The following is a 22,655-nucleotide window of genomic DNA, read 5'->3' as shown; positions in this document are numbered from 1 at the left end:
ACTACTTTTCTCTTTTTTCTTTCTGTTAAATTCAACTCAACAGCCTATGGTTTTTTGATTCATACCACACAAATCTGATGGGTTGTTTTTCTGTATAGGTAATATATACACGGCACTATCTCTCCAACATATTAAGGAATAATGGATAAATAATTACTAAGGAGACACCTCTTATGTGACTAATTAAATTAAGAGGAAATTATGAATAAACGTCATCCAGTTAATAGGAACTTAGTGATAAACAAAGTAGGGTTCTATAAAAATATTCCTGTATGGAATAAAGGAGACTTGATACAAAATTATTTAATATCTATTGAGCAGGTTCTAACTCAAAGCCTGAATGAACATCCTAGAACTTTGGCTATTAGATTTGATTTAAGATTTCCAGTTAGCTTTGGGATTATTGATCAAATCGCAAGTTTACAAACATCGAATATATCGAGCTTTTTTAAGAGTCTTGATCTAGAAATAAAGCGTGACGTTAAAGATAAAATTAAAAGAAACGGTAATGCTCACCATAGTAGTTTGAGATATATATGGGTTAAAGAGCAAGATAGCTCTTGCATGCCTCATTATCATGTTGCGATTTTTCTGAATAAAGACACTTATTATGGTTTAGGGAATTATCAAGGTAATGGTGATAATATGGCTTCTCGTATAATAAGGGCCTGGGCCAAGTCTATAGGGATTGAAACCTATGATGCGGGTAAGTGTGTAGAGTTTCCTGATAATCATACATACAGGCTTAATAGGAACAGTGAAAACTTTGCAGAGGATTTTGAACAGCTATTCTTTAGAGTTAGTTATTTTGCAAAAGTTGATACAAAAGCTTTTGGTAGTAAAGATAATTATTTTGGTTGCAGCAGAAGGTAATCAACTTCCCATTAAGCTAATCAACGAGGTTTTGAGACCTTCAATTAGCTTAATAAGCTAAAACCCTTAGTATATAAGGGGTGGCAAGTTCTCATAATACCATTATGAGAACCTAAAAAATAAACGGTGTTATTACACTATAAAAGAGTGCTCATATTGAGCACTCGTATTTGACTAATCAAACAAACTAGCAATGCCAGCAACTACTCCACCAGCTACCGCCAAAGGGATTGTAACTGGCGCAGACGCGACACCTGCACCAATTACTATTGCGCCAGATGTGAGCGCTCCAGCAGCTGCACCGGAGCTTATAGCCACAGCTGTTCTGCTTACGCTAGAGTCATTACTGCCAGTTATCTGTTTAGATAGCTCATTACCAACTAAGCCGCACGAAACAGCTTTATCTAAAGACATAATGCCTTCCTTTTAGTTAAACAAGCGCCAGAATGACGCTGTTAAGAGTTATAGCTCTAGTTCTTCAAAGTCTTTGTCTATTTCCTCCTGTGTTATGCCTATATAACGAAGTGTTGTTGCTTCGGAGCTATGGCGAAGCATTTTCATTACTCGGGCGATGTCGTGGGTTTTCTGATACAAGTGATAACCGCGTGTTTTACGCATTGAGTGAGTACCTAAATGAATGTTTAGTTCTTCACCAACTAGCGCAAATGCTTTTGTAACCGCTCTACGTGATAGCGGCTTAGGTTGTGAATTGATCGCTTGTTGATTTCGGTATGATTGAAATAAGTAGATATGATGTGGATGAGTAAGTTTAATTTCGTTGATTAAGGAAAGCGCTTTATCATTTAACTTTATTTCAGCTAATTTCGAGGTCTTTGACTCGTAAATAATCAACCTATCATTATTTATGTCAGTGAACTTCACTGCAAGTAAGTCAGATATTCTAAGCGCGAGATTTAAGCCAATATTCCATATTTGGCTCATTTGCTTTGAGCAACGCTTTTCTAGCAAATAACTAACAAGTCTTACTGTATCAAGATCTTTAACCGCTTGTACTTCAGCCATTACCAACTCCTTACTCAGTCGTAATTGTTACCTGATAACAACCAGTGTTGTAGTATTCAACAAAGTTTGAAATGAACAAGGCTAACAACTCTTTACCTTCCCTAGCATTTAACCAACCAGCTAAGAAGTGATAAACCTGTTTAATGCTAAAGCACACATCAATTTCTTTTATCAGTTCAGGGGTATAACGTCCCTGATACGAAAAGTCAGTAATATAAACAAGCTGCCAGCTGGTGGCCTGCTTTTCTAACCTAACCTCTACAGGGTGAAAGCCTCCAGCTTCAGGGCTGTAATCTGGATCTCTAAAGTTAAGCGTAATCGCCTTAGCTCCGCCTACAGAATCACCTCTATTCGCAATAGCACTTACAATCACACCAATAAAAGAGTCAGGCACTTTAAGGCCTGATATTTGTTCTATTTTTAACGCCATATTTATCTCCTTTTAAATTAAGCCATGCTCAGCGAACGAATACGTGTTCTCGCCAATGATGATGTGATCAAGCACAGATACATCAATTAGGTTAAGTGCCTGCTGTAATTTAGTAGTAATAAGCTTGTCTGCTTGAGAAGGCGTAGTAACGCCTGAAGGGTGGTTATGCGCCAATATAACGGATGCAGCATTAAGCTCCAGCACCTCTTTAACAACTTCTCTAGGGTAAACGCTGGCAGCATTAATAGTGCCTCTAAATAGCTCTTTAAACTCCAATATGCGGTTCTGACTATCTAAAAACAGTACGGCAAATACTTCATGCTCATGTATCGCGAGTTTGTGTTTTAAGTATTCTTCGCAATCATTAGGGCTATTTAAAACGCCATCACGAAACTGTTTTTTAGCGATGATATACGCGGCGGCTTCTAGTATCTGCTCATCATTTACGGGGTGTTTAAATTCGTATAACGACTGTTGACCTTGCATTGTGAATTCCTCTTTAGTGGTTCATGCAAGTTAGTGATGTATATGTGTAAGTTTTTTGTTTGAAGGCATAAAAAAATACTGACCTCGGAAAGGTTATGTACTAATAACCAACCGGAGAAATTCCATGCGTTTAATCAAATTAAAAGAAGTAATCGAAAAAACATCACTAGGCCGCTCAACAATTTATGAGTTTATGGCGAAAGACATATTCCCAAAGCAAGTATCGCTAGGCGCTAAGTCGGTAGCTTGGTTAGAGTCAGAAGTTGATGATTGGATAATGGATAGAATTGGTGAAAGAGGGTAACTAAACCTACAACTGTCTTGTAAGCTCAATATAAAGCTCGGGTATTAAGCCTGAGCTTCTATGTCGTATTAGGTAAAAGCTACAATAAAAGTGTTTTACAGCATTAAATTGACCATTCCACAATTTTCTCATACTCTACTTTTGTTCACAGTCAGAGATAAATCAATGAGTGACGAAATACTAACAATCCAAGAGCTTGCAGAATACCTAAAGCTAAACGAAAAAACAGCTTATCGTTTAGCGGGTGAAGGAAAACTACCTGGCTTTAAAGTCGGTGGTTCATGGCGTTTTAAGCGCGAAGATATAGAAGCATGGATAGAAAAACAAAAGGATAACGGATGATCCCAAATTACCAAGAATTTATGCGGCCCTTTCTTCAAATCGCGTATAAAGCTCATCGCAATGGGCAAGTTAATGAGGTCAAACTGCGTGATGTTATTAATCAGCTCGCTGAGCAGTTTAACTTAACAGATGAAGAGCGCACCGAAACATTACCTAGTGGCAAGCAGTCTGTTTTAGATAACCGTGTTGGCTGGGCCCGAACCTACTTAACAAAGGCGGGCTTACTTGACGTTACACGCAGAGCGCATTTTGTAATAACGCCTCGTGGTATTGAAGCATTAAAAGATAATGTAGATATTAATAACGACTACTTAAAGCGCTTTGATGAGTTTGTTGCTTTTAAGCAAAAAAATAACGAGTCCACAGAAACGCAAAGCGTTACAACAGAGCCTGCGGCTGAAGCTGAAAGTGATATTACGCCAGATGAAGCACTCCGCTCAGCATATCGTAAAATAAACGATGCTCTAGCCGAAGAGATTATTGAGCGCACACGCAAAGTAACGCCAGCCTTTTTTGAAAACCTACTAATCGAATTACTGCTAGCTATGGGTTACGGTGGCACTGGCGAAGGTGCAGCGCATGCACTAGGAAAGTCAGGAGATAATGGCATAGATGGCGTTATTAACCAAGACCCGCTAGGCGTGGATCAAATCTACATACAGGCTAAACGTTATACACAAGGTAATAATGTTGGCTCAGGCGATATACGAGACTTTTTTGGCGCGCTCAACCTTAAAAAAGCGCAAAAAGGAATATTTATTACCACTTCAGACTTTACCCCATCAGCCATGCAAACAGCTAAAGACCTAGGTATGCGTATAGTCCTCATAAATGGTAAAGAATTAGCAAAACTCATGCTGCGATACAACATTGGCAGCAGAGACGAGCAGGTATTACACCTGAAAAAAATAGACGAAGAATTTTTCGAAGCGTAAGCAACAATACCTGTTTACGTTTTACTTAAGTATTAGGAAATAGTTTTATTTATGAACAAGCAACAACTAGCAGCCAAAATTTGGGAATCAGCCAACCAAATGCGTTCGAAAATCGAAGCGAACGACTACAAAGACTTTATTTTAGGCTTTATTTTTTACAAGTACGTAAGTGATCAATTAGTTAGCTTTGTTAAAGAGCAAGGCATGACCGAAGATGAAATTAAAGCCCTTGGCGAAGACGACCCTGAAACCTTAGAATATGTGCAAAGTAACTTAGGTTACTTTATATCGTACAATAACCTGTTTTCTACCTGGGTTGATCCAAAGTCAGACTTTGATGAGTCTAACGTGCGCGATGCACTTTCGGCTTTTAGTCGTCTTATTCACCCTAATCATAAAAAATTATTTGAGGGCATTTTTACCACACTTGAAACAGGCTTAAGCAAGCTAGGCGAAAGTGCGCCTAAACGTACTAAAGCGATAAGTGATTTACTCCACTTAATTAAAAGCATCCCTATGGGTGGTAATGTTGGTTACGATGTACTGGGCTACATTTACGAATACTTAATTGAAAAGTTTGCCGCCAATGCAGGTAAAAAAGCGGGTGAGTTCTACACGCCTCACGAAGTGTCACTGCTCATGTCAGAAATCATAGCGCATGAACTAAAACATAAAGATAAAATTGAAATTTACGATCCAACCAGTGGTTCAGGTTCATTACTCATAAATATCGGTAGCTCAGTTGCTAAATATGCAAAAAGTAAAGACGATATTAAATACTACGCTCAAGAGTTAAAAGAAAGCACCTACAACTTAACTCGTATGAACCTGATTATGCGCGGCATTCTACCCGACAACATTACTACCCGTAATGGCGATACCTTAGAAGACGATTGGCCTTACTTTGATGAAAGCGATCCGCTTGCTACATACAACCCTTTATACGTAGATGCCGTTGTATCAAACCCGCCTTACTCACAAGCCTGGGACCCAAGCTTTAAAGACAGCGACCCTCGCTACTCGCGTTTTGGCTTAGCGCCTAAAACCAAAGCTGACTTTGCTTTTTTACTACACGACCTTTATCACTTAAAACCCGATGGCATTATGACCATTGTACTGCCACACGGTGTACTATTCCGAGGTGGCGAAGAAGGTCAAATACGTAAACAACTAATCGAAAATAATCACATCGAAGCGATTATTGGTTTACCGGCGAACATCTTTTTTGGTACAGGTATTCCAACCGTTATTATTGTGCTTAAACAAAAGCGACAAAACACTGATGTGCTTGTGATTGATGCCTCTAAACACTTTATTAAAGAAGGCAAAAACAACAAGCTACAAGCAAGTGACATAAAACGAGTGACCGATGCGGTTATTAACCGTGAAAGTATCGATAAATTTTCAAAGGTAGTAAGCAAGCAGACTCTTCGTGAAAATGACTACAACTTAAATATACCGCGTTATGTTGATTCTTCTGTGGCAGCTGAGAGTTGGGACTTACACGCCACTATGCTTGGTGGTATCCCTAATAATGAAATAGCCGAGCTACAAACTTATTGGCAAGCTCTACCACAATTACATTCCGCATTGTTCATCCCTAAGTCAGCCGCTTATAGCGAGCTTGCAGTTGTGAAAGAAGAGGTAAACGCCACCATTAGCGACCACCCACAAGTACGTGAATTTATCACTACCTATAATCAAGCGTTTACAGGTGTTAATGGCAATGGCAGCTACGATGATTACTTAAATACTACGCTTATTAAAAAGTGGGAAACGGTTAACCGCAATCAAGTAGAGGCTGACCTCAGTGAGGAATTATTTAATCGTTTAGCGCCGATTGCGCTGGTGGACAAATACCAAGCTTACCAACACCAGAATAACCAATGGCAAACTATCAGTGCCGATTTAGAAATGATGCAAACCGAAGGCTTTGCAGCAACTAAACAGGTAGTTGCTAATATGGTTATTAAAAAACAAAAAGGTAAAGAAGTTGAGGTACAAGATGCAAATACACCTTGGAAAGGCCACATACTCCCGTTCGATTTAGTACAGCAAACATACCTAAGCGACGAGTTACTAGCTTTGTCAGAACAAGAAGCCCGTCTTACAGATATCGCGAGCCAGCTTGAAGAAATTTTAGAATCATTAAGTGAAGAAGATAGAGAACAAGCTACGATAAAAGACAGCAAAGACGGTTTTGTAAATGCTGAAGTGGGCAAAGCGGCTAAAGGCTTCTTGAAAGAGCAAAAAGACCGCAACGTTAAATTTTTAGCAGAGAGTGCTGACCCTGAAGAAAGTTATAAAGCGAAAATTATCAACGCTAGCCAGCTTATCGATGAAGAAAAAGCGCTTAAAAAAGCAGTTAAAGAAGCTTCAATCGCCTTGTACTTAAAAACCAAAAGCACAATCGAAACCTTAAACGACGAGCAGGTAAGTGAGCTGCTTCACCTAAAATGGATTACCCCATTAAGCACTGAGCTTGCTGCAATGCCAAGTGTAGTTATTACCCAGCTCACCAGCCAAGTACAAGCTCTGGCTAATAAATATATGATTACTTATTCGCAAGTGACCAGTGAAATAAAAACCACCGAACAAGAGTTAGCCGAAATAATGGGCGACTTGACGGGTAATGAATTTGATATGCAAGGCTTGACTGAACTGACTAACTTATTGAAGGGCGAATAACATGAGTATAGATACAACTGTCCCTGAGCTTCGGTATAAAGAATATAGTTACGCGTGGGAGGAGAAACAGTTAAACCAAGAGGTTGAGCTTTTTAGTGGACTGACATATTCACCGAAAGACATTCGAAAAGACGGTGTTTTTGTGATTCGTTCGTCAAATGTAAAAAATGGCCAGCTTGTTCAAGCTGATAATGTTTATGTCGCCCCTGAAGTTGTTAATTGCAATAATGTTGAAAAAGGAGACATAGTTGTTGTTGTTCGTAACGGTTCAAGATCTTTAATTGGAAAGCATGCGCAAGTAAATTCATATATGGATAATACTGTTATTGGGGCGTTTATGACAGGTGTCAGGGGGAAGCAGCCTGAGTTTATTAATGCCTTGTTCGATACTAATCAATTTACAGCGCAAGTTGATAAAAACTTAGGTGCAACTATTAACCAAATCACTAATGGTTCCTTTAATAGTATGGCTTTTAAGTTCCCTGAGGATCTAGAGCAAGCTCAGATAGGAACAACTTTCCAAAAGCTAGATACTCTAATTAACCAACACCAACAAAAGCATGACAAGCTCAGCAACGTTAAAAAAGCCATGCTGGAAAAGATGTTCCCGAAACAAGGTGAAACGATTCCAGAAGTTCGCTTTAAAAAGTTTTGTGGAGAATGGGTGGAAAGCTCTGTGGCCGAAGAGGCAATCATAACTACAGGGTTCCCATTTGATAGTGCTGACTTTTCTGAAAGCAGTGATTTGCTAGTTATTACAAATAGTAATATTCAAAATAATTCTTCAACGGTAGATGGCAAAATTGGAAATAGGATCGCTAGCAAAAAAGTTACATTATTAAATCAATATAGACTCAATTCAGGAGATATTTTAGTCACGATGGATGGCTCTGTAGGACGTACAGCAAAAGTTGTAGAGTCCAACCAAATACTTGCCCAAAGGGTTGGGCGTTTAGTTGCTAGAAAAGACATTGAATTCCTTTATCAGTCATTAAATACAGGCCGATTTTTGGAAAGCATGACCACCATTTCACACGGAGGGACAATTAAACATATTTCTTTATCAGAAATTGGCAGCTACTTATTACAAATACCAAAAGATATAGAAGAGCAAGTTAAGATTGGTGAGTATTTCAAAAAGCTTGATAATTTGATAACACAACACCAGCAGCAAATAACCAAACTCAAAAACATCAAGCAGGCCTGCTTGAGTAAAATGTTTGTATAACAAGGATGGGAAGTAAAAAACAATGATTACGTTTAAAACTGAAGCACAATTTGAGCAGGCTTTTATTGAAGTACTTACCCATAAAGGCTGGGAAGCTGAAATATTAAAAAACAAAACCGAAGCTGATTTACTGCAAAACTGGGCTAATATTTTATTTGAAAATAACCGCCAACAAGACCGTTTAAACGATGTACCGCTAACCAGCGGTGAAATGCAGCAGATTATTGAGCAAATAAAAGAGCTTAAAACCCCACTGAAGTTGAATGGCTTAATTAATGGCAAAACGGTAGCAATTAAGCGCGATAACCCTGCCCACCCAGAGCGTTTAGGTAAAGAGGTCAGTCTAAAAATATATGACCGCCAAGAAATAGCCGCAGGCCAAAGCCGTTACCAAATAGTACAACAACCAAAATTTGAACGTGGTAGCCCTTTACGTAACGACAGGCGTGGCGATGTGTTGTTATTAATTAACGGTATGCCCGTTATTCATGTGGAGCTTAAACGTAGCGGTGTACCGGTAAGTCAAGCTGTAAACCAAATTGAAAAATACAGTAAAGAAGGTATTTTTAGTGGGCTGTTTTCGCTTATTCAAGTATTTGTAGCCATGGAGCCGAACGAGACCAAATACTTTGCCAACCCAGGATTAGAGGGCAAGTTTAACCCAGATTACCAATTTAACTGGGCCGACTTTATGAATGAGCCAAAAAATTACTGGAAAGATATAGCATCTGACCTGTTGTCTATTCCTATGGCACACCAACTTATCGGTTTTTATACCGTGGCTGATGATACCGACGGCGTGCTTAAAGTAATGCGTAGTTATCAGTATTACGCTGCTAATGCGATATCCGATAAAGTAGCTAAAACTAATTGGAAGCAAATAAGCTCGAATACCGAGCGCCTAGGGGGGTATATATGGCATACCACAGGCTCAGGTAAAACCATGACTAGTTTTAAGTCTGCACAGTTAATCTCGCAATCTAAAGATGCCGACAAAGTTATATTTTTAATGGACAGAATTGAGTTAGGTACTCAATCACTCGCAGAGTATCGTAACTTTGCTGGTGACGGGGAAGATGTACAAGCAACAGAGAATACGGGTGTATTAATCTCTAAGTTAAAAAGTACTGATCCGGCTGAAACGCTAATAGTTAGCTCTATTCAAAAAATGAGTAATATTTTTGAAGCGGTTGATGATGAAGGTACAGCGACTAACTCTGCCGATATTGAAATAATACAAGCTAAACGTTTAGTGTTTATTATTGATGAAGCGCATCGCTCAACTTTTGGTGATATGTTGATTACCATTAAGCGTACTTTTCCCAGTGCATTGTTTTTTGGTTTTACGGGTACACCGATTCAAGAAGAGAATGAAAAAAGCGGCAATACCACCAGCACCGTATTTGGTAATGAATTACATCGCTACAGTATTGCTGATGGAATACGTGACGGCAACGTATTAGGCTTTGACCCTTATAAAGTATCTACTTTTAAAGATAGCGACATAAAAAAAGAGGTGGCTTTAGCCCAGGCAAAAGCAGACTCGGTGGCTGATGCTATGAGCAGCCCAGCTAAAAAGAAAAAGTTTAACCACTTTATAAATGATGTGCCAATGGCAGGCAAAAAAGATGCAACGGGTAAATACCATAAAGGTATTGAAGACTACGTGCCTAAAAGCCAATACTTAAAAGATGCCCACCAAGAAAAAGTGGTAAGCGACATTTTAGATAAATGGGATGTGCTAAGCCAGGCTAATAAATTTCATGCCATTTTAGCCACTAACAGCATTGCTGAAGCCATTGACTACTACCGCCGGTTAAAAGCGGTAAAACCAGAACTTAAAATATCTGCCTTGTTTGACCCAAATATTGATAATGACGGTAGCGGCGATCGTGGGCCGACCTTTAAAGGTGATGGCTTAGATGAGATTATGGCTGATTATAATGCACGTTATGGACAAGATTTTGATTTTGCAAAACATGGTAAGTTTAAAAAAGATTTAGCCGCACGTCTTGCCCATAAAAAGCCTTATGAGCGTATACACACAGAGCCAGAAAAACAGTTAGATTTACTTATAGTAGTAGATCAAATGCTGACAGGCTTTGACTCTAAATGGCTTAATACCTTGTATTTAGACAAAGTGATTAAATATCAAAATATTATTCAAGCCTTCTCGCGCACTAACCGCTTATTTGGGCCAGACAAGCCACACGGTATTATTCGTTACTATCGCTATCCTCACACCATGGAACAGCACATTAATGATGCAGTTAAACTCTATTCGGGTGATCGCCCTATAGGCTTATTTGTTGACCGCTTAGAAAGTAATCTTGAAGCTATGAATACAATAGCAGCAGATATTACAGATCTATTTGAAAGTGCTGGCATTGAAAATTTTGAAAAGCTACCCGAAGATCTTGAAGCCTGCGCTAAGTTTGCAGATTTATTTAAAACCTTTAACCAGCACTTAGAGGCAGCAAAAGTGCAGGGCTTACACTGGGAAGAGCTTACCCACACATTTGGTGACAATAATGAGCGTGAAGTAACGCTAGCGATAGACGAACAAACTTACCTGGCCCTAGTACTTCGTTATAAAGAGCTTGCTGGTTCAAGTGATGGTGGCGGCGCTGGTGGCGGTGAAGTACCTTTTGATATTAGCGGTTATTTAACGGAAATTGATACCGGTAAAATCGACACCGACTATATGAACAGTCGCTTTGATAAATATTTAAAAGAACTGAATCAAGGGCATGATAAGGCAAGTGTTGAGCTTACACTTAACGAACTACATAAGTCGTTTTCATCGCTCACTCAAAACGAGCAAAAGTACGCTAAGTTGTTTTTGCACGACTTACAGCGCGGTGATGCTAAGTTAGTAGATGGTCATAGCTTTAGAGATTACATAAACGATTATCAAAACAACGTAGAAAACGCCAAAATTAATGCTTTGGTTGATGCTTTAGGTGTTGATAAATCGCTTTTAATTGAGCTAATGAGCAGTGTAATTAATGAGAAAAACATAAACCAATTTGGCCGATTTGATAACTTAAAAGCGACAGTTGATATTGATAAAGCTAAAGCATACTTTGAGAGTATAGAAGGTAGTGCTATTCCTCCTTTTAAATTAAGAATAAAAGTAGATAAGCATCTACAAGGCTTTATTTTAGAAGAGTGAGTTTTTAACTTCGGAGTTTTAGGGCCGTAATATTTATAGTAAGCAAGGAAGCATACGGTCAAGATAATAGAATAAAGCTATTTGGTTAGCTTTAAACAAACTAATTTTGCTAATAGAGTACATGAATATTTTTAGGGATATGGCTGATGCAAACCCACAATGAAATTAATAGCCTAGCTAGAAAGCAGGCAAAAGAAATATGGAGGTTACTTGAATATATTCGAGGATCAGCGCCAATAGCAAGCTACCGTTCACTTGCTTATATGGTGCTATTCATTCGGTATATGCAAGACAACAGTGGGCAGCACTTTAACGTACCAAGGTTCTATTCATTTGATGCTATTGGGCAATATATAGATGAGCTTGTACTCACCTGCACTGAGTTAGGACTTTTTCAGCGAGAGTTAGGGTATATAGCTAGCGAGTTTACAATAGATATTTTACGTAAGAATAATCGAATTGAAGGCGACTTAGTAAAGTTACTCGCTCAAAGTAATGGAGTCAATAGAGACAAATACATTGTTAAGCAAACATTGGATGAGCTAAATAGACTCTTTGCAGAAAACGAAATGAGATCAGGAAGTGAATTTTATACTCCAAAGGATATAAATAAATTAGTAACTACTTTGGGTATGCAATATTCTCCAAGATCAGTTTGTGACCCTTTTGCGGGGGCTGGGAGCACTGCTTTTTCATTCTATGAAGCTACTAATGGAAAGGTTCAAATAGACACTCAAGAAGTTAGCACAGATATATATTTCCAATTAGTCGTTACACGAATATTAAAAGGAATATATGGAACAGATTTTTTAGAAGACTCCATTAGCCATCCAAAATACAAAAGTGAGCTATACGATTTAATAGTTTCATTTCCGCCGTTTGGCTTGAAAATACCGAGCTCTACGAGGGAAGCTATATATAAAGGTGGTTCAAACGAATGGCTGTTTTTAACTGAAGAGCTTCCTATGACTAGGTCCGATTGGTTGACTACCCTCTCGATGTTTCCATCATTAGGTAGTAAAACTAAATTAATTATAGGTATGTCTTTAAGTTCATTAACTCGAGTTGGTTCCGAAGCCAGAATTCGAGAGTTTCTTATAGATAAGAATGTAGTTGATACTATTATTTTGCTACCTAAAGCTATTCACTACTCGACTAACATACCGACAGTCTTATTAATTTTTGACATGGCCCCTCAAAAAAATACAAAGTCAGTTCGCTTTGTCGATGCTTCTTTGTTCTACGAACCTCACAGAGGTAGAAATTTACTTTCTGATGAAAATATAGCTAAAATTTTTGATGCTACCGTTTCAGATGGGCGTTTTAGCAATACAGTAACTCGTGAAAAACTAGCTAGAAATAACTTTAATCTTAACCCTAGCTTATATGTAGATAAGACAATAAAGGTTAGTAAAGTGAAGCTAACTAACTTTAGAGGGTACAAAGATTTCACTGTGCCACTTCATGGAGCATTAACAGTTTTGGTTGGTGAGAATGGAGCTGGGAAAACTTCAATTTTAGAGGCTATTGCATGTGGCTTAGGCCCATTTTTAACTGCAATGCCCGAGGCTAAAGGAAGGCTGATACGAAAATCAGATATTCATGTAGGTATTGATGGTGTAGCTGATTTTTCCCGTATATCGATAGACACGAATTCTAGCCTTAGTTGGGATTTAGTAACTAGAGGCACAGAAAAAAGTACACAGGCAAAAATAGGTACTCAAGCCCTATCTGATTTTGCAAAACAAATAGTAAATACAGATACAGAGTATCCTCTTATTGCTTATTACGGAACGAATCGAACACTATCAAACACTGGCAATAAAGTATCTATTAGCCCTTTTGAAGAACTTCAAAGAAGTGAAGGGTATGACTCTGCGCTTGAGGCGAAAATTAATTATGGGTCTTTAAAAAACTGGTTTACAAAAATTGAAGTAGATGAGCTAAAGCTTAGAGATAAAAAGAAGAACCACGACATTATTCACCCAGCTAAGGTATTAGTAGCAAGAGCAGTACGAGAAATAGTTAATAGAGTTCAAAATGTCACTTTTGACAAATCAATTAATGATGTTGTTGTTACTTGGGAGAATGAAAGCGGCGAAAATATTTCTCTAGGTTTAGAGCAGTTGAGCGAAGGCTATCGCAATATGGTTGCTCTCACAATTGATCTTGTTAGAAGAGCCTATCTATTAAATCCAAACTCTAAAGCTCCATTGTCTGTAGTTGGAGTAGTTTTGATAGATGAGATTGAGCTTCATCTTCATCCCCGTTGGCAGCAGGTTGTATTAGAAGACATAACTAAGTTATTCCCAAATATACAGTTTGTTGTTACAACACACAGCCCTCAAGTACTTACTACAGTCAGAGGTGAGAGTATTCGAGTTGTATCAAATTCATCATCATTTGCTGAAACTGTAAACTCTCCTTTTGGTGGTGAAAATAGTCGTGTAATGAAACAGATTTTACATGTTAACTCTAGGCCGGTTACCGATGTATCAAGAAAGCTTAAAGAATATTTTGATTTAATTGAGCTAGGTAAAGGAGAGGATCGGGAAGCTTTAGTTTTAAGAGAAGAACTTTCAAAATTAACAGATGGGACTGAGCCGATGTTAGTAGAGGCTGATTTAGCGATAAAACGCGTTAACTGGATGAAGTCTAGAAAGAGTCAGTAATGTCTATTAAAAATATTCCAGAGCCTGAACGACTCAAAGAGTTCCGCTTAGCCAACCCAAATGCAACATGGAATCAATTAAAGAGTGATTCAGATGTTAATAATGCGTTGAAGGTTACAGCAATTAAAAAAACGGCAGGCTTATGCGTTTATTGTGAGCATAAACTAATAGCTAAAACTGATTATCAGATAGAGCACTTTCATCCGAAGAAGGGAAATAATAATTCTGATTTTGGAGCTGGAAAACCTAATTGGGCTATAAATTGGGATAACTTATACCCTGGTTGTTTAGGGGGTACGGCTCAGGTAGTACATTTCACCGAGCAGTATGACATTGATTTTAGAACTGGCGCTAACAGGAGAAATAAGGGAAGACTCACATGTGGTCAGAAAAAAGGAGAAATAGATCCTGAAGGCCTAATTATAAAACCAACAGAGTTGAATAATAGAGATCCAATATTCTTATTTAATGGTGCTGATGGCTCTATTAGTCTTAATGCAGAAGCTTGTAGAAGGCAAAACATATCAACAGAGCTTGGAGAGAGCCAAATAGTAAGGTTGAATTTAAATAGTCAAAGGCTAAAGGATGCGAGATTAGAGCTTGCAAGTTCTCTTCGCACTCAATTTGATAAAGCGTTTCAATTTGATGGGGATGCTATTGAAGAGCTGGTTGAAGATTGGCTAGCGCTAAATGAAAATGAAATGTATGAGCTACCTTTTATTAGCATGATTTCAAGTAAGTATGAAAGAAGTTAACCACCAAGAGTACTAATATTAATAGGGCCTAGGGATAAGGTAAGGGGGATTTTAATGAATTCAGACATAACCCTTGAACTAGCTCGAGCAGAATACTGGTAAACTCAAAAGCACGGCAGGCAGCTTAGCTTAGCATTACTTTCAAGGGAAGCGTGATGCTTCCCTTTTATGCCGTGCTTTTGGCTAGGCTTTGAATATCAGATTAACTTACTTAGTTTATACTTCGAAGAACTGATTACTTTGCCGATCTTTATAGAAATATTTCAATTTTAAGCTTACGTGTTTTTTAATTTCATTGAACCATGTTAAGTCGTCAGTGAGTGGATAATTACCACCAACAACCCATATTTCACTACAATCTTCCGTGTTTGGATATAAAGCATATCGAAGTAACTGTCCTATCGCGGCTTCAATATCCTCTTTGGCATTTGATTTAAATTTTAGCTCAGCAACAATGTTTGCGTTCGTTTCTGTATTTTTTAAAACCACATCACGAATATGGGCGCGGGCTAAGTCTTCGTTTTGATTTGCGATCGTATTGTGACTATATTCTGAGTTATGTAACCACTGAATAAATTGTCCCTCTAATTCAGCTTCTCGATATTGAATCTCAATAGATTCAATCTGCTTTCTCATAGCTGTTTTTAGTGTTAAATCTTCTTCTTTCGATGCTAGAGTATTTAAATGTTTTTCTTCGTAAATTACCCAGAGTACTATATTAATAAGTAACTCATCATATTCATGGTTTAAATTATTGCGTATGAATTCTTTTAGCTTAATATTAGCGCTGAACCAGTTTGAATATTTATATTTAAACCCCCACTTTTGGGTAAAATATGAGCATATATATTCAAATGCATCTTTGGTAACAGTAGTGGAAAAATGTTGAGGAGCAGCGACCGCAAAAACACGATTGAGTAGTGCTTTATGTAAGTATTTTACTTTACCATCGTCTTTCAGCTTTTGTAAGTCTTCTACACATTCTTGGTAAGTGACTAAAGATTGGCTATTAATTATTTTTTTAGTAATATTTTTTAAAGTACTTTTAGATAATTCAAATTCCTCTTTAGATAATGCTCCCTGCTTTAAGCTTGAGATATAATTGTCTCGACTATACCAAAGATCCCGTAATAGCTGATCGCTTATATCGGTTTCGTTTTTAGCGCTTAATACAGTGCTAACAATTTTTTGATAACCTATGTACCAATCATTACGATCAATTTGGCATGAAGCAATCATTGCACTGAAAAAACTATCAAGATGCGGTGTTTCTGTATTAGTGTAATCAGTAGGGATATGCGGTAAGCGGGAGATATTGTATTCAGTTACAAAATGACTTAAAAGTTCTAGCTCGTTAAGCTCAGAAATTGTCTTTTCCGTAAGCTTACCCCTAACGGACGATAGAACTAAAGAACTGATGTTGTAATTAAACTTATACTCAATACCGCTACTGGTGAATCTAAAAGCAACATAAATTCCAATAGCGCGACCAGCATTATGTTCTCTTCTGCCTACACAGACTTCCCATTTATTAGATGTATGATCGCGAAAATATATATCTAAACTCTTCTGATTATAAAGTTCCAATAACTTAAAGAAGGCAGGAGATACATCATTAGTCCAACTTACGGAGTATTTTTTGTAGCTAGGGTGATCTTTTATAGAGGCTATAAGCGTCATATTAAGTTCCTTCTATTATGATTGAAAGTAATTGCATAACTTATAGTACATAGATTACGTTGGTTTTTTTACTCTTTTTATTTTTAGAAGCATTAAGCCTCTCTTCTGTAGTAAACTTACTTATTATTACGAAAAGTACAAAAGCATAGTTTTACTTTTAGTACCCACATTAGTACCCATAGGCTGCGGGCTTTAATTAAAGGTTATATAAATCAAATGAGTAGAACAGGAATACAGTGGTTCCCTGGGCACATGAATAAAGCCCGAAATGAAATTAAAGAAATAATGCCACAAATGGATGTGATCATTGAAGTGCTAGATGCGCGCATTCCTTACAGTAGCGAAAACCCGATGGTGGCTACCCTGCGTGAAGGTAAGCCGGTCATCAAAATTCTCAATAAAGCCGATTTAGCTGATCCTAAAATGACGCAAACCTGGAAAGACTATTTTGAGCAAGAAAATGGCGTAAAAGCGATTGCATTTGGTAACGATAAAGCGGCTGAAGTGCATCGTATTAATGAGCTATGTAAAAAGTTAGTGCCACATAAAGTCGGTGCCGATAAGCAAATTAAAGCCATGATCATGGGTATTCCTAACGTAGGTAAATCAACACTCATTAATGTGCTTGCTGGGCGTATAGTGGCTAAAACAGGTAACGAGCCTGCAGTAACCAAGGCGCAGCAACGTATTAAACTTGATGATGGTATTATGCTTTACGATACGCCAGGGATGCTGTGGCCAAAAGTAGAAAACGAAAACTCAGGTTATCGTTTAGGCGCAACCGGTGCGATACGTGATACCGCTATTGAGTACGAAGAAGTAGCAAGTTACACCGCTGAGTATTTATTGCATGCTTATCCTGAGCTTTTAAAGGCACGTTATAAGTTAGATGAGCTACCAGAAAGTGATTGGGAGTTTGTTGAAATGGCGGGTAAAAAACGCGGCTGTATTCGCGGTGGTAACCAAATCGATACGTATAAAATGTCAGAAATTCTAATTAATGAATTACGAGATGGTATTATTGGCCGTATCACTATGGAAACACCTGCCATGCGTGAAGAGGAAGAAATAATGGTGGCTGGATTACGCGCTGCTGCAGAGGCTAAAAAGCAAGCCAAAGAAGAAGAGAAAAAACAACGCCGAGCACGTGCACGAAAAAACCGCCGTTAATTTTTAAAGCGTAGGTAAAGCCTTACGCATTAAATTACAGACATAAAAAAAGCCCGTAAGGGCTTTTTTAGTTTCATATCTACCGTCACCGATATGAGCAATGTAGCAAGTAAATGAGTAGGGCGGAAACAGGTCATAAACAGCAAGGGGCGTTGTGGTTTATAACAGGTTTCCATAGCTGTTAACGTGCGCCACACGTTTGTTTCAGGGTCGAGAAACACATGAATTTTCCGTCACAAGAAGCAATGTACCGCCTTCTTGTTGATAGTGATTATCAGTTAGATTTGAGTGGCTGTCAACATCTTAATGCAAATGATTCTCATTTTATCTTTTTGTTCATTTATAGCACTAAAGTAAGGGCTGATTTTCGCTGCAATTCCCCTTATGCTAAGTTAAGTATTATAAAAATAATAACAAGAACAAAAATATGTTTTCTATTTGGTTTATTAGCCTTATTGCAGTGGTGTATCTAGGGATATTATTTGCAGTTGCAGGGTGGGCCGATAGGCGTAAGGTGTTGCCATTTAAGGGCATGATTTATGGCCTATCATTGGGTGTATATTGCACCTCATGGGCCTTTTATGGCACTACCGCGCAAGCCGCGAGTAATGGCTGGTGGTTAGCGCCAACCTATGCGGGCACTATTATATTATTTATTTTTGGTTGGCAATTATATTGCCGTATCGCACATATTTGTCGACAACAAAAACTCACGTCATTGGCTGATTTTATTGCTACGCGATATGGGCAGTCGTCAAGTCTGTCAGGGCTGATCTCACTTATTTCAGTGATAGCAATTGTACCGTATATTTCTTTACAACTTAGTGCGACCGCACAAAGTATTAATTTACTCACCGACCGAGCCCCCACTCAAAGTAACCAAGTGTGGGCTGATAGTACGTTTTACATCACTTTATTGCTGGCTTTATTTGCGATTTTATTTGGTGCCAGAAGGCTTAAACCCAGCGAGCATAATCCTGGGCTAATCGCCAGTATTGCCTTTGAATCAATAGTAAAGTTACTGGCCTTTATTGGGGTTGGTTTATATGTCTGTTTTGCTTTATTTGATAGCCCAGTAGCACTTTACGAGCAAGCATTAGCGCTAAATATACCCAATCAAGTTGCGGCAACTCAAAGCCCTGCATATGTATATGTTGCCCATACTTTTTTAGGGGTACTGGCAACGCTATGCTTGCCGCGCCAGTTCCATATGAGCTTTATTGAAAATAACAATAATAATGAGCTGGTTACCGCTCGTTGGTTATTTCCGCTTTATTTATTAGCCATTAACATATTTATATTACCCATTGCTTATGCGGGGTTGGTTTACTTTAACGACAATAGTGTAGGTCAAGATACCTTTGTATTAGCGTTGCCAATGGCGGCAGATAATGGCGGAGTTACCTTGCTTGCCTTTTTAGGTGGCTTTTCGGCGGCTACCAGTATGGTAATTGTTTCGTCAATTGTATTGTCAGTGATGATCACTAATGATTTTATTAATCAGTTTATTTTGCGTCGCTCACAGTTAACGTCTAGTAGTCGAGGACTAGATAAAAACCACTTGCTGCATGCGCGTAAAATAGTGATTGTGCTGATATTATTACTAAGCTATTTCACTCATAGAGTGCTTGCAGAAACCACCACGCTAGCCAGTGTTGGGTTAATGTCGTTTACCTTGGTGGCACAATTTGCCCCTGCGATGATTATTGGTTTGTGGTGGCGACACGCATCATGTCGCGGTGCTCAGCTTGGGATTTTAAGCGGCTTTGTTATTTGGGGGTACACTTTGTTACTGCCGAACTTGGCCAGTGGCTTAGGTAGCCAAAGCAGTTGGTTAGTTGAAGGGCCGTGGCACATTACGTGGTTAGCTCCCACCGATTTGTTTTCATTGGGTTTAGAAAGTATTAGCCAATCATTACTATTGTCTTTAGGAGTCAATACGTTAGTGTATTTGCTTGTGCCACTATTTAGCCGTGCAACGCTTGCTGAGCGTCTACAAAGTAATAAGTTTATATCTCAATTAAACGACTCGCGATTAAACACCACATTGCAGCCACTCAATTATGAAGACCTAGGGGCATTATTACAGCGTTTTGCAGAAAAAGACGCGAGCCAGTCTTTAGTGCAGCAGTATTTCCCGCATGACAAAAGCCTATGGAAACGTGTCGCTAATGCTGATCTTGAGCTATTAGTTGAGCGTGAAATGTCGGCGGTTATTGGTGGTGCATCAGCACGGTTAATTTTAGATGTAGCGAAAAGTGAGCAGCGTCAGCCTCTAGAGCAAGTTGCCGAGTTTGTTGATGAAGCTAGCCAAGTGCTCAAATTTAACCGCGACTTACTACAATCTACAATCGAAAATATTCAGCAAGGTATTAGCGTTGTTGATAGTGAACTGCGTTTAGTGGCTTGGAATCAGGGCTACAAGCACATGTTTAATTACCCTGATAGTGCTTTATATATAGGTCGACCCGTTGCCGATATTATTCGCTTTAACGCTGAACGTGGCTTATTTCGTGGTGAAAATATTAATACTGAGGTTGATAAGCGTTTAGCTTATTTAAAGCAAGGCAGTGCTTATAAATATCAGCGTGCTCATAACGATGGGCGGGTTTTTGAAATGCAAGGTAACCCTTTGCCTGGTGGCGGGTTTGTAACAACTTACACAGATATTAGTGAGTTTGTTAAACAACAAAAAGCACTCACCGAAGCGAATGTTAGCCTTGAAGAAAAAGTGGCAACACGCACTGCAGCACTAACCCAAGCAAACCATGCGCTTTCTAAGGCAAAGCAGCAAGCTGAGCAAGCCACGGTAAGTAAAACACGTTTTTTTGCTGCGGCGAGTCATGATTTATTACAACCGTTTAATGCAGCAAGTTTGTTTTGCTCACTAATGAACGAAAAAGCCCAAGATACAGAGCTTAAAGAGCTAGCCATGAATATTAAAAATTCATTAGGCAGTGCAGAAGAGTTACTTTCAAGTATTTTGGAGCTAACCAAACTCGACTCAGGCTCGTTTAAAGTGCAGCTAACGGAGTTTAATGTGAGTAGTTTAATAGAGCCATTGCGTAATGATTACTTAGCGCTTGCTCAAGAAAAAGGTCTCAGCTTTGTTGTTGAATCGTGTGAAGCGCGAATTCACACTGACAAAGCCTTGCTTAAACGTGTACTACGAAATTTATTAAGTAATGCGATTCGCTACACCGAGTACGGTGAAGTGCGCTTAAAAGTGCTGCTTGAAGATCAACAACAGCTATCGTTTATTATTGAAGATACGGGCATTGGTATTGCCACCAAGGATCAACACAGTATTTATCAGGAATTTAAGCAATTAGGTGAGAAACCCAATGCTGAAGGGCTTGGTTTAGGGTTGTCGATCACCAAACGAATTTGTGACCTACTCGAGATCCCGTTAGTAATGGGGTCGCAACTAAATAAAGGCACGCAATTTACATTGACCATGCCATGTACTCCTAGTTTAAAAACTCAGCCCGAGCCAAACCGAACTGCTAATCTTGAAACAGAGCTGGGCCTGTTAACTATTTGGCTTGTAGATAACGATCGCAATGTACTTGAAGCACTTAAACAATTGCTTGAAAACTGGGGCTGTGAAATTGCTACCGCCACTAACTTAATAGAGCTTGAGCAACTAAAAGCAGCGCATGAGCTGCCACAGTTACTGATTGTTGATTATCAGTTGGATGATGGTGTAACGGGACTGGAGGTCATTGAACAAGCAGGACTAATGACATTGCCCGCCATTGTTAATACTGCAAACCATGATGAGCAAATTCGTGAGCGTGTGCTTGATGCTGGCTATCCGTTACTTTATAAACCGCTTAAAGCGCCTGCTTTAAAGCGAATGATAAAGCGGCTTACTTAATTCAAAGCTGATTAAAAACTTTTTTAACTGGTTTCTAATTTACCCACTTGTGATAACTGGTTAAATAAAATGCCTGCTTGGGTGCGGTTATACACATTGAGTTTACGCAAAATGGCCGAGACATGTTGTTTTATGGTGGTTTCTTGAATCGACATTTCAAAGGCAATTTGTTTATTGAGTAGTCCATCAGCAATCATAGCGAGTACACGGTATTGCTGTGGTGTGAGTTTTTCAAGGTTGCGGGCAAAGCTACTTTGCTCGTCGTTAACGATTACATCAGTTAAATCAACATCTGGTGGCAACCAAGAGTCGCCATTAAGTACATGTTCAATGGCTTCACTGATCACATCAAGGGATGATGACTTTGGAATATACCCAGCAGCACCTAAGCTCATGGCTTGCTTTATAATCGTGGGGGTTTCATTAGCCGATACCATAATAATTAATATATCAGGGTATTGATTTCTTAGTTGCGAGAGCGCTTGTAAACCATTGGCGCCTGGAATGGTTAAATCTAAAAATATCAGCTCTATCTCAGGGTGCGATTTTAATAAACTAAATAACCCGTCGATATCACTGGTTTCTTTTATATATTGTTCTGGTACAGAAGTCGCTGCCGCTTGACGTAGCGCACTTCTGAATAAAGGATGGTCATCAGCAATTATGGTATTCACAGCACAAGCCATTTCAAATAGTCTCCAATGCATTAAGTTATATGTGATTTTGTGATGTGAAACAAGGTTTGTCTGTGGGGATAAACAGACAAACCCTAGGGCCTGTTCACCTTTCAAGGTTGAATTTGCAGCAGTCTGTTTGATATTTAGGCAAGGTAGAGCCTATGTCATGTGGTTACTCCACATAAATAGGCGATAACGCAGCATCAATGCCAAACAGGCGCTGCCCTTCGGGTTCTTCCGAGGGGCGATTTACTCTTTGTTGCTCGGTTTTTACTTAGCCCACTAGGTTACAAACCTCGCGCCGCGATTAAAACAGCCCCTAGTTTGAACAAATTTC

The 22,655-nt window shown here is 38.8% G+C and carries 17 protein-coding genes; 11 read left to right on the top strand and 6 right to left on the bottom strand.

Annotated elements, in window-relative coordinates; all coding sequences use genetic code 11:
- Positions 1 to 201 precede the first annotated feature (201 nt).
- Positions 202 to 873, top strand: coding sequence for an inovirus Gp2 family protein (locus P20311_RS00965; RefSeq protein WP_008108608.1), 672 nt, complete (start codon positions 202 to 204; stop codon positions 871 to 873).
- 174 nt (positions 874 to 1,047) lie between these two features.
- Here the strand turns inward: P20311_RS00965 and P20311_RS00960 are convergent, their stop codons facing one another.
- From P20311_RS00960 to radC, 4 genes are read right to left on the bottom strand one after another with little or no spacing between them, the layout of a single operon-like run.
- Positions 1,048 to 1,287 (bottom strand): hypothetical protein, encoded by a 240-nt coding sequence (locus P20311_RS00960; protein WP_036984567.1) that lies wholly within the window; start codon positions 1,285 to 1,287, stop codon positions 1,048 to 1,050.
- Positions 1,288 to 1,335: 48 nt separating this feature from the next.
- Positions 1,336 to 1,896 (bottom strand): tyrosine-type recombinase/integrase, encoded by a 561-nt coding sequence (locus P20311_RS00955; RefSeq protein WP_008108604.1) that lies wholly within the window; start codon positions 1,894 to 1,896, stop codon positions 1,336 to 1,338.
- A gap of 10 nt (positions 1,897 to 1,906) precedes the next feature.
- The gene (locus P20311_RS00950) at positions 1,907 to 2,326 is read right to left on the bottom strand and encodes a DUF2787 domain-containing protein (RefSeq protein ID WP_008108603.1); all 420 of its coding nucleotides are present in this window, start codon (positions 2,324 to 2,326) and stop codon (positions 1,907 to 1,909) included.
- Positions 2,327 to 2,338: 12 nt separating this feature from the next.
- Positions 2,339 to 2,812 (bottom strand): DNA repair protein RadC, encoded by a 474-nt coding sequence (gene radC / locus P20311_RS00945; RefSeq protein WP_008108601.1) that lies wholly within the window; start codon positions 2,810 to 2,812, stop codon positions 2,339 to 2,341.
- A gap of 124 nt (positions 2,813 to 2,936) precedes the next feature.
- Between radC and P20311_RS00940 the strand changes: the two genes are divergently transcribed.
- The 8 genes from P20311_RS00940 to P20311_RS00905 all read left to right on the top strand — a co-directional run bounded on the left by P20311_RS00940 (position 2,937) and on the right by P20311_RS00905 (position 14,911).
- Positions 2,937 to 3,116, top strand: coding sequence for an AlpA family transcriptional regulator (locus P20311_RS00940; protein ID WP_008108599.1), 180 nt, complete (start codon positions 2,937 to 2,939; stop codon positions 3,114 to 3,116).
- Between the two features lie 165 nt (positions 3,117 to 3,281).
- A complete protein-coding gene (locus P20311_RS00935; protein WP_008108598.1) occupies positions 3,282 to 3,458 on the top strand; it encodes a helix-turn-helix domain-containing protein in 177 nt (58 codons plus the stop codon).
- The gene (locus tag P20311_RS00930; protein WP_008108596.1) at positions 3,455 to 4,393 is read left to right on the top strand and encodes a restriction endonuclease; all 939 of its coding nucleotides are present in this window, start codon (positions 3,455 to 3,457) and stop codon (positions 4,391 to 4,393) included. The genes P20311_RS00935 and P20311_RS00930 overlap by 4 nt, the downstream gene beginning before the upstream one ends.
- Positions 4,394 to 4,444: 51 nt before the next feature.
- Positions 4,445 to 7,081 (top strand): type I restriction-modification system subunit M, encoded by a 2,637-nt coding sequence (locus P20311_RS00925; protein ID WP_008108594.1) that lies wholly within the window; start codon positions 4,445 to 4,447, stop codon positions 7,079 to 7,081.
- Between the two features lies 1 nt (position 7,082).
- Positions 7,083 to 8,309, top strand: a complete 1,227-nt coding sequence (locus P20311_RS00920) for a restriction endonuclease subunit S (RefSeq protein WP_008108593.1) — start codon at positions 7,083 to 7,085, stop codon at positions 8,307 to 8,309.
- A gap of 22 nt (positions 8,310 to 8,331) precedes the next feature.
- Complete coding sequence (locus P20311_RS00915; RefSeq protein WP_008108591.1) at positions 8,332 to 11,484, top strand: HsdR family type I site-specific deoxyribonuclease; 3,153 nt, start codon at positions 8,332 to 8,334, stop codon at positions 11,482 to 11,484.
- A gap of 146 nt (positions 11,485 to 11,630) precedes the next feature.
- A complete protein-coding gene (locus P20311_RS00910; protein WP_008108587.1) occupies positions 11,631 to 14,156 on the top strand; it encodes an N-6 DNA methylase in 2,526 nt (841 codons plus the stop codon).
- A complete protein-coding gene (locus P20311_RS00905) occupies positions 14,156 to 14,911 on the top strand; it encodes a hypothetical protein (protein ID WP_008108585.1) in 756 nt (251 codons plus the stop codon). The genes P20311_RS00910 and P20311_RS00905 overlap by 1 nt, the downstream gene beginning before the upstream one ends.
- A gap of 216 nt (positions 14,912 to 15,127) precedes the next feature.
- Here P20311_RS00905 and P20311_RS00900 read toward each other — a convergent pair whose 3' ends face one another.
- A complete protein-coding gene (locus P20311_RS00900) occupies positions 15,128 to 16,591 on the bottom strand; it encodes a hypothetical protein (RefSeq protein ID WP_008108583.1) in 1,464 nt (487 codons plus the stop codon).
- Between the two features lie 216 nt (positions 16,592 to 16,807).
- Here P20311_RS00900 and ylqF point away from each other — a divergent pair, with 216 nt between their 5' ends.
- Positions 16,808 to 17,761, top strand: coding sequence for a ribosome biogenesis GTPase YlqF (gene ylqF, locus P20311_RS00895; RefSeq protein WP_008108581.1), 954 nt, complete (start codon positions 16,808 to 16,810; stop codon positions 17,759 to 17,761).
- A 427-nt stretch (positions 17,762 to 18,188) separates the two neighbouring features.
- Positions 18,189 to 21,641, top strand: a complete 3,453-nt coding sequence (locus P20311_RS00890) for a PAS domain-containing hybrid sensor histidine kinase/response regulator (protein ID WP_008108578.1) — start codon at positions 18,189 to 18,191, stop codon at positions 21,639 to 21,641.
- 23 nt (positions 21,642 to 21,664) lie between these two features.
- Here P20311_RS00890 and P20311_RS00885 read toward each other — a convergent pair whose 3' ends face one another.
- The gene (locus P20311_RS00885) at positions 21,665 to 22,327 is read right to left on the bottom strand and encodes a response regulator transcription factor (protein WP_008108576.1); all 663 of its coding nucleotides are present in this window, start codon (positions 22,325 to 22,327) and stop codon (positions 21,665 to 21,667) included.
- Positions 22,328 to 22,655 lie beyond the last annotated feature (328 nt).

Origin of the sequence: Pseudoalteromonas sp. BSi20311 (genome assembly GCF_000239875.1) — a bacterium.
GTDB lineage: Bacteria > Pseudomonadota > Gammaproteobacteria > Enterobacterales > Alteromonadaceae > Pseudoalteromonas.
The sequence above is the reverse complement of the archived record's forward strand: the minus strand, read 5'-3'. Positions and strand labels throughout refer to the sequence as shown.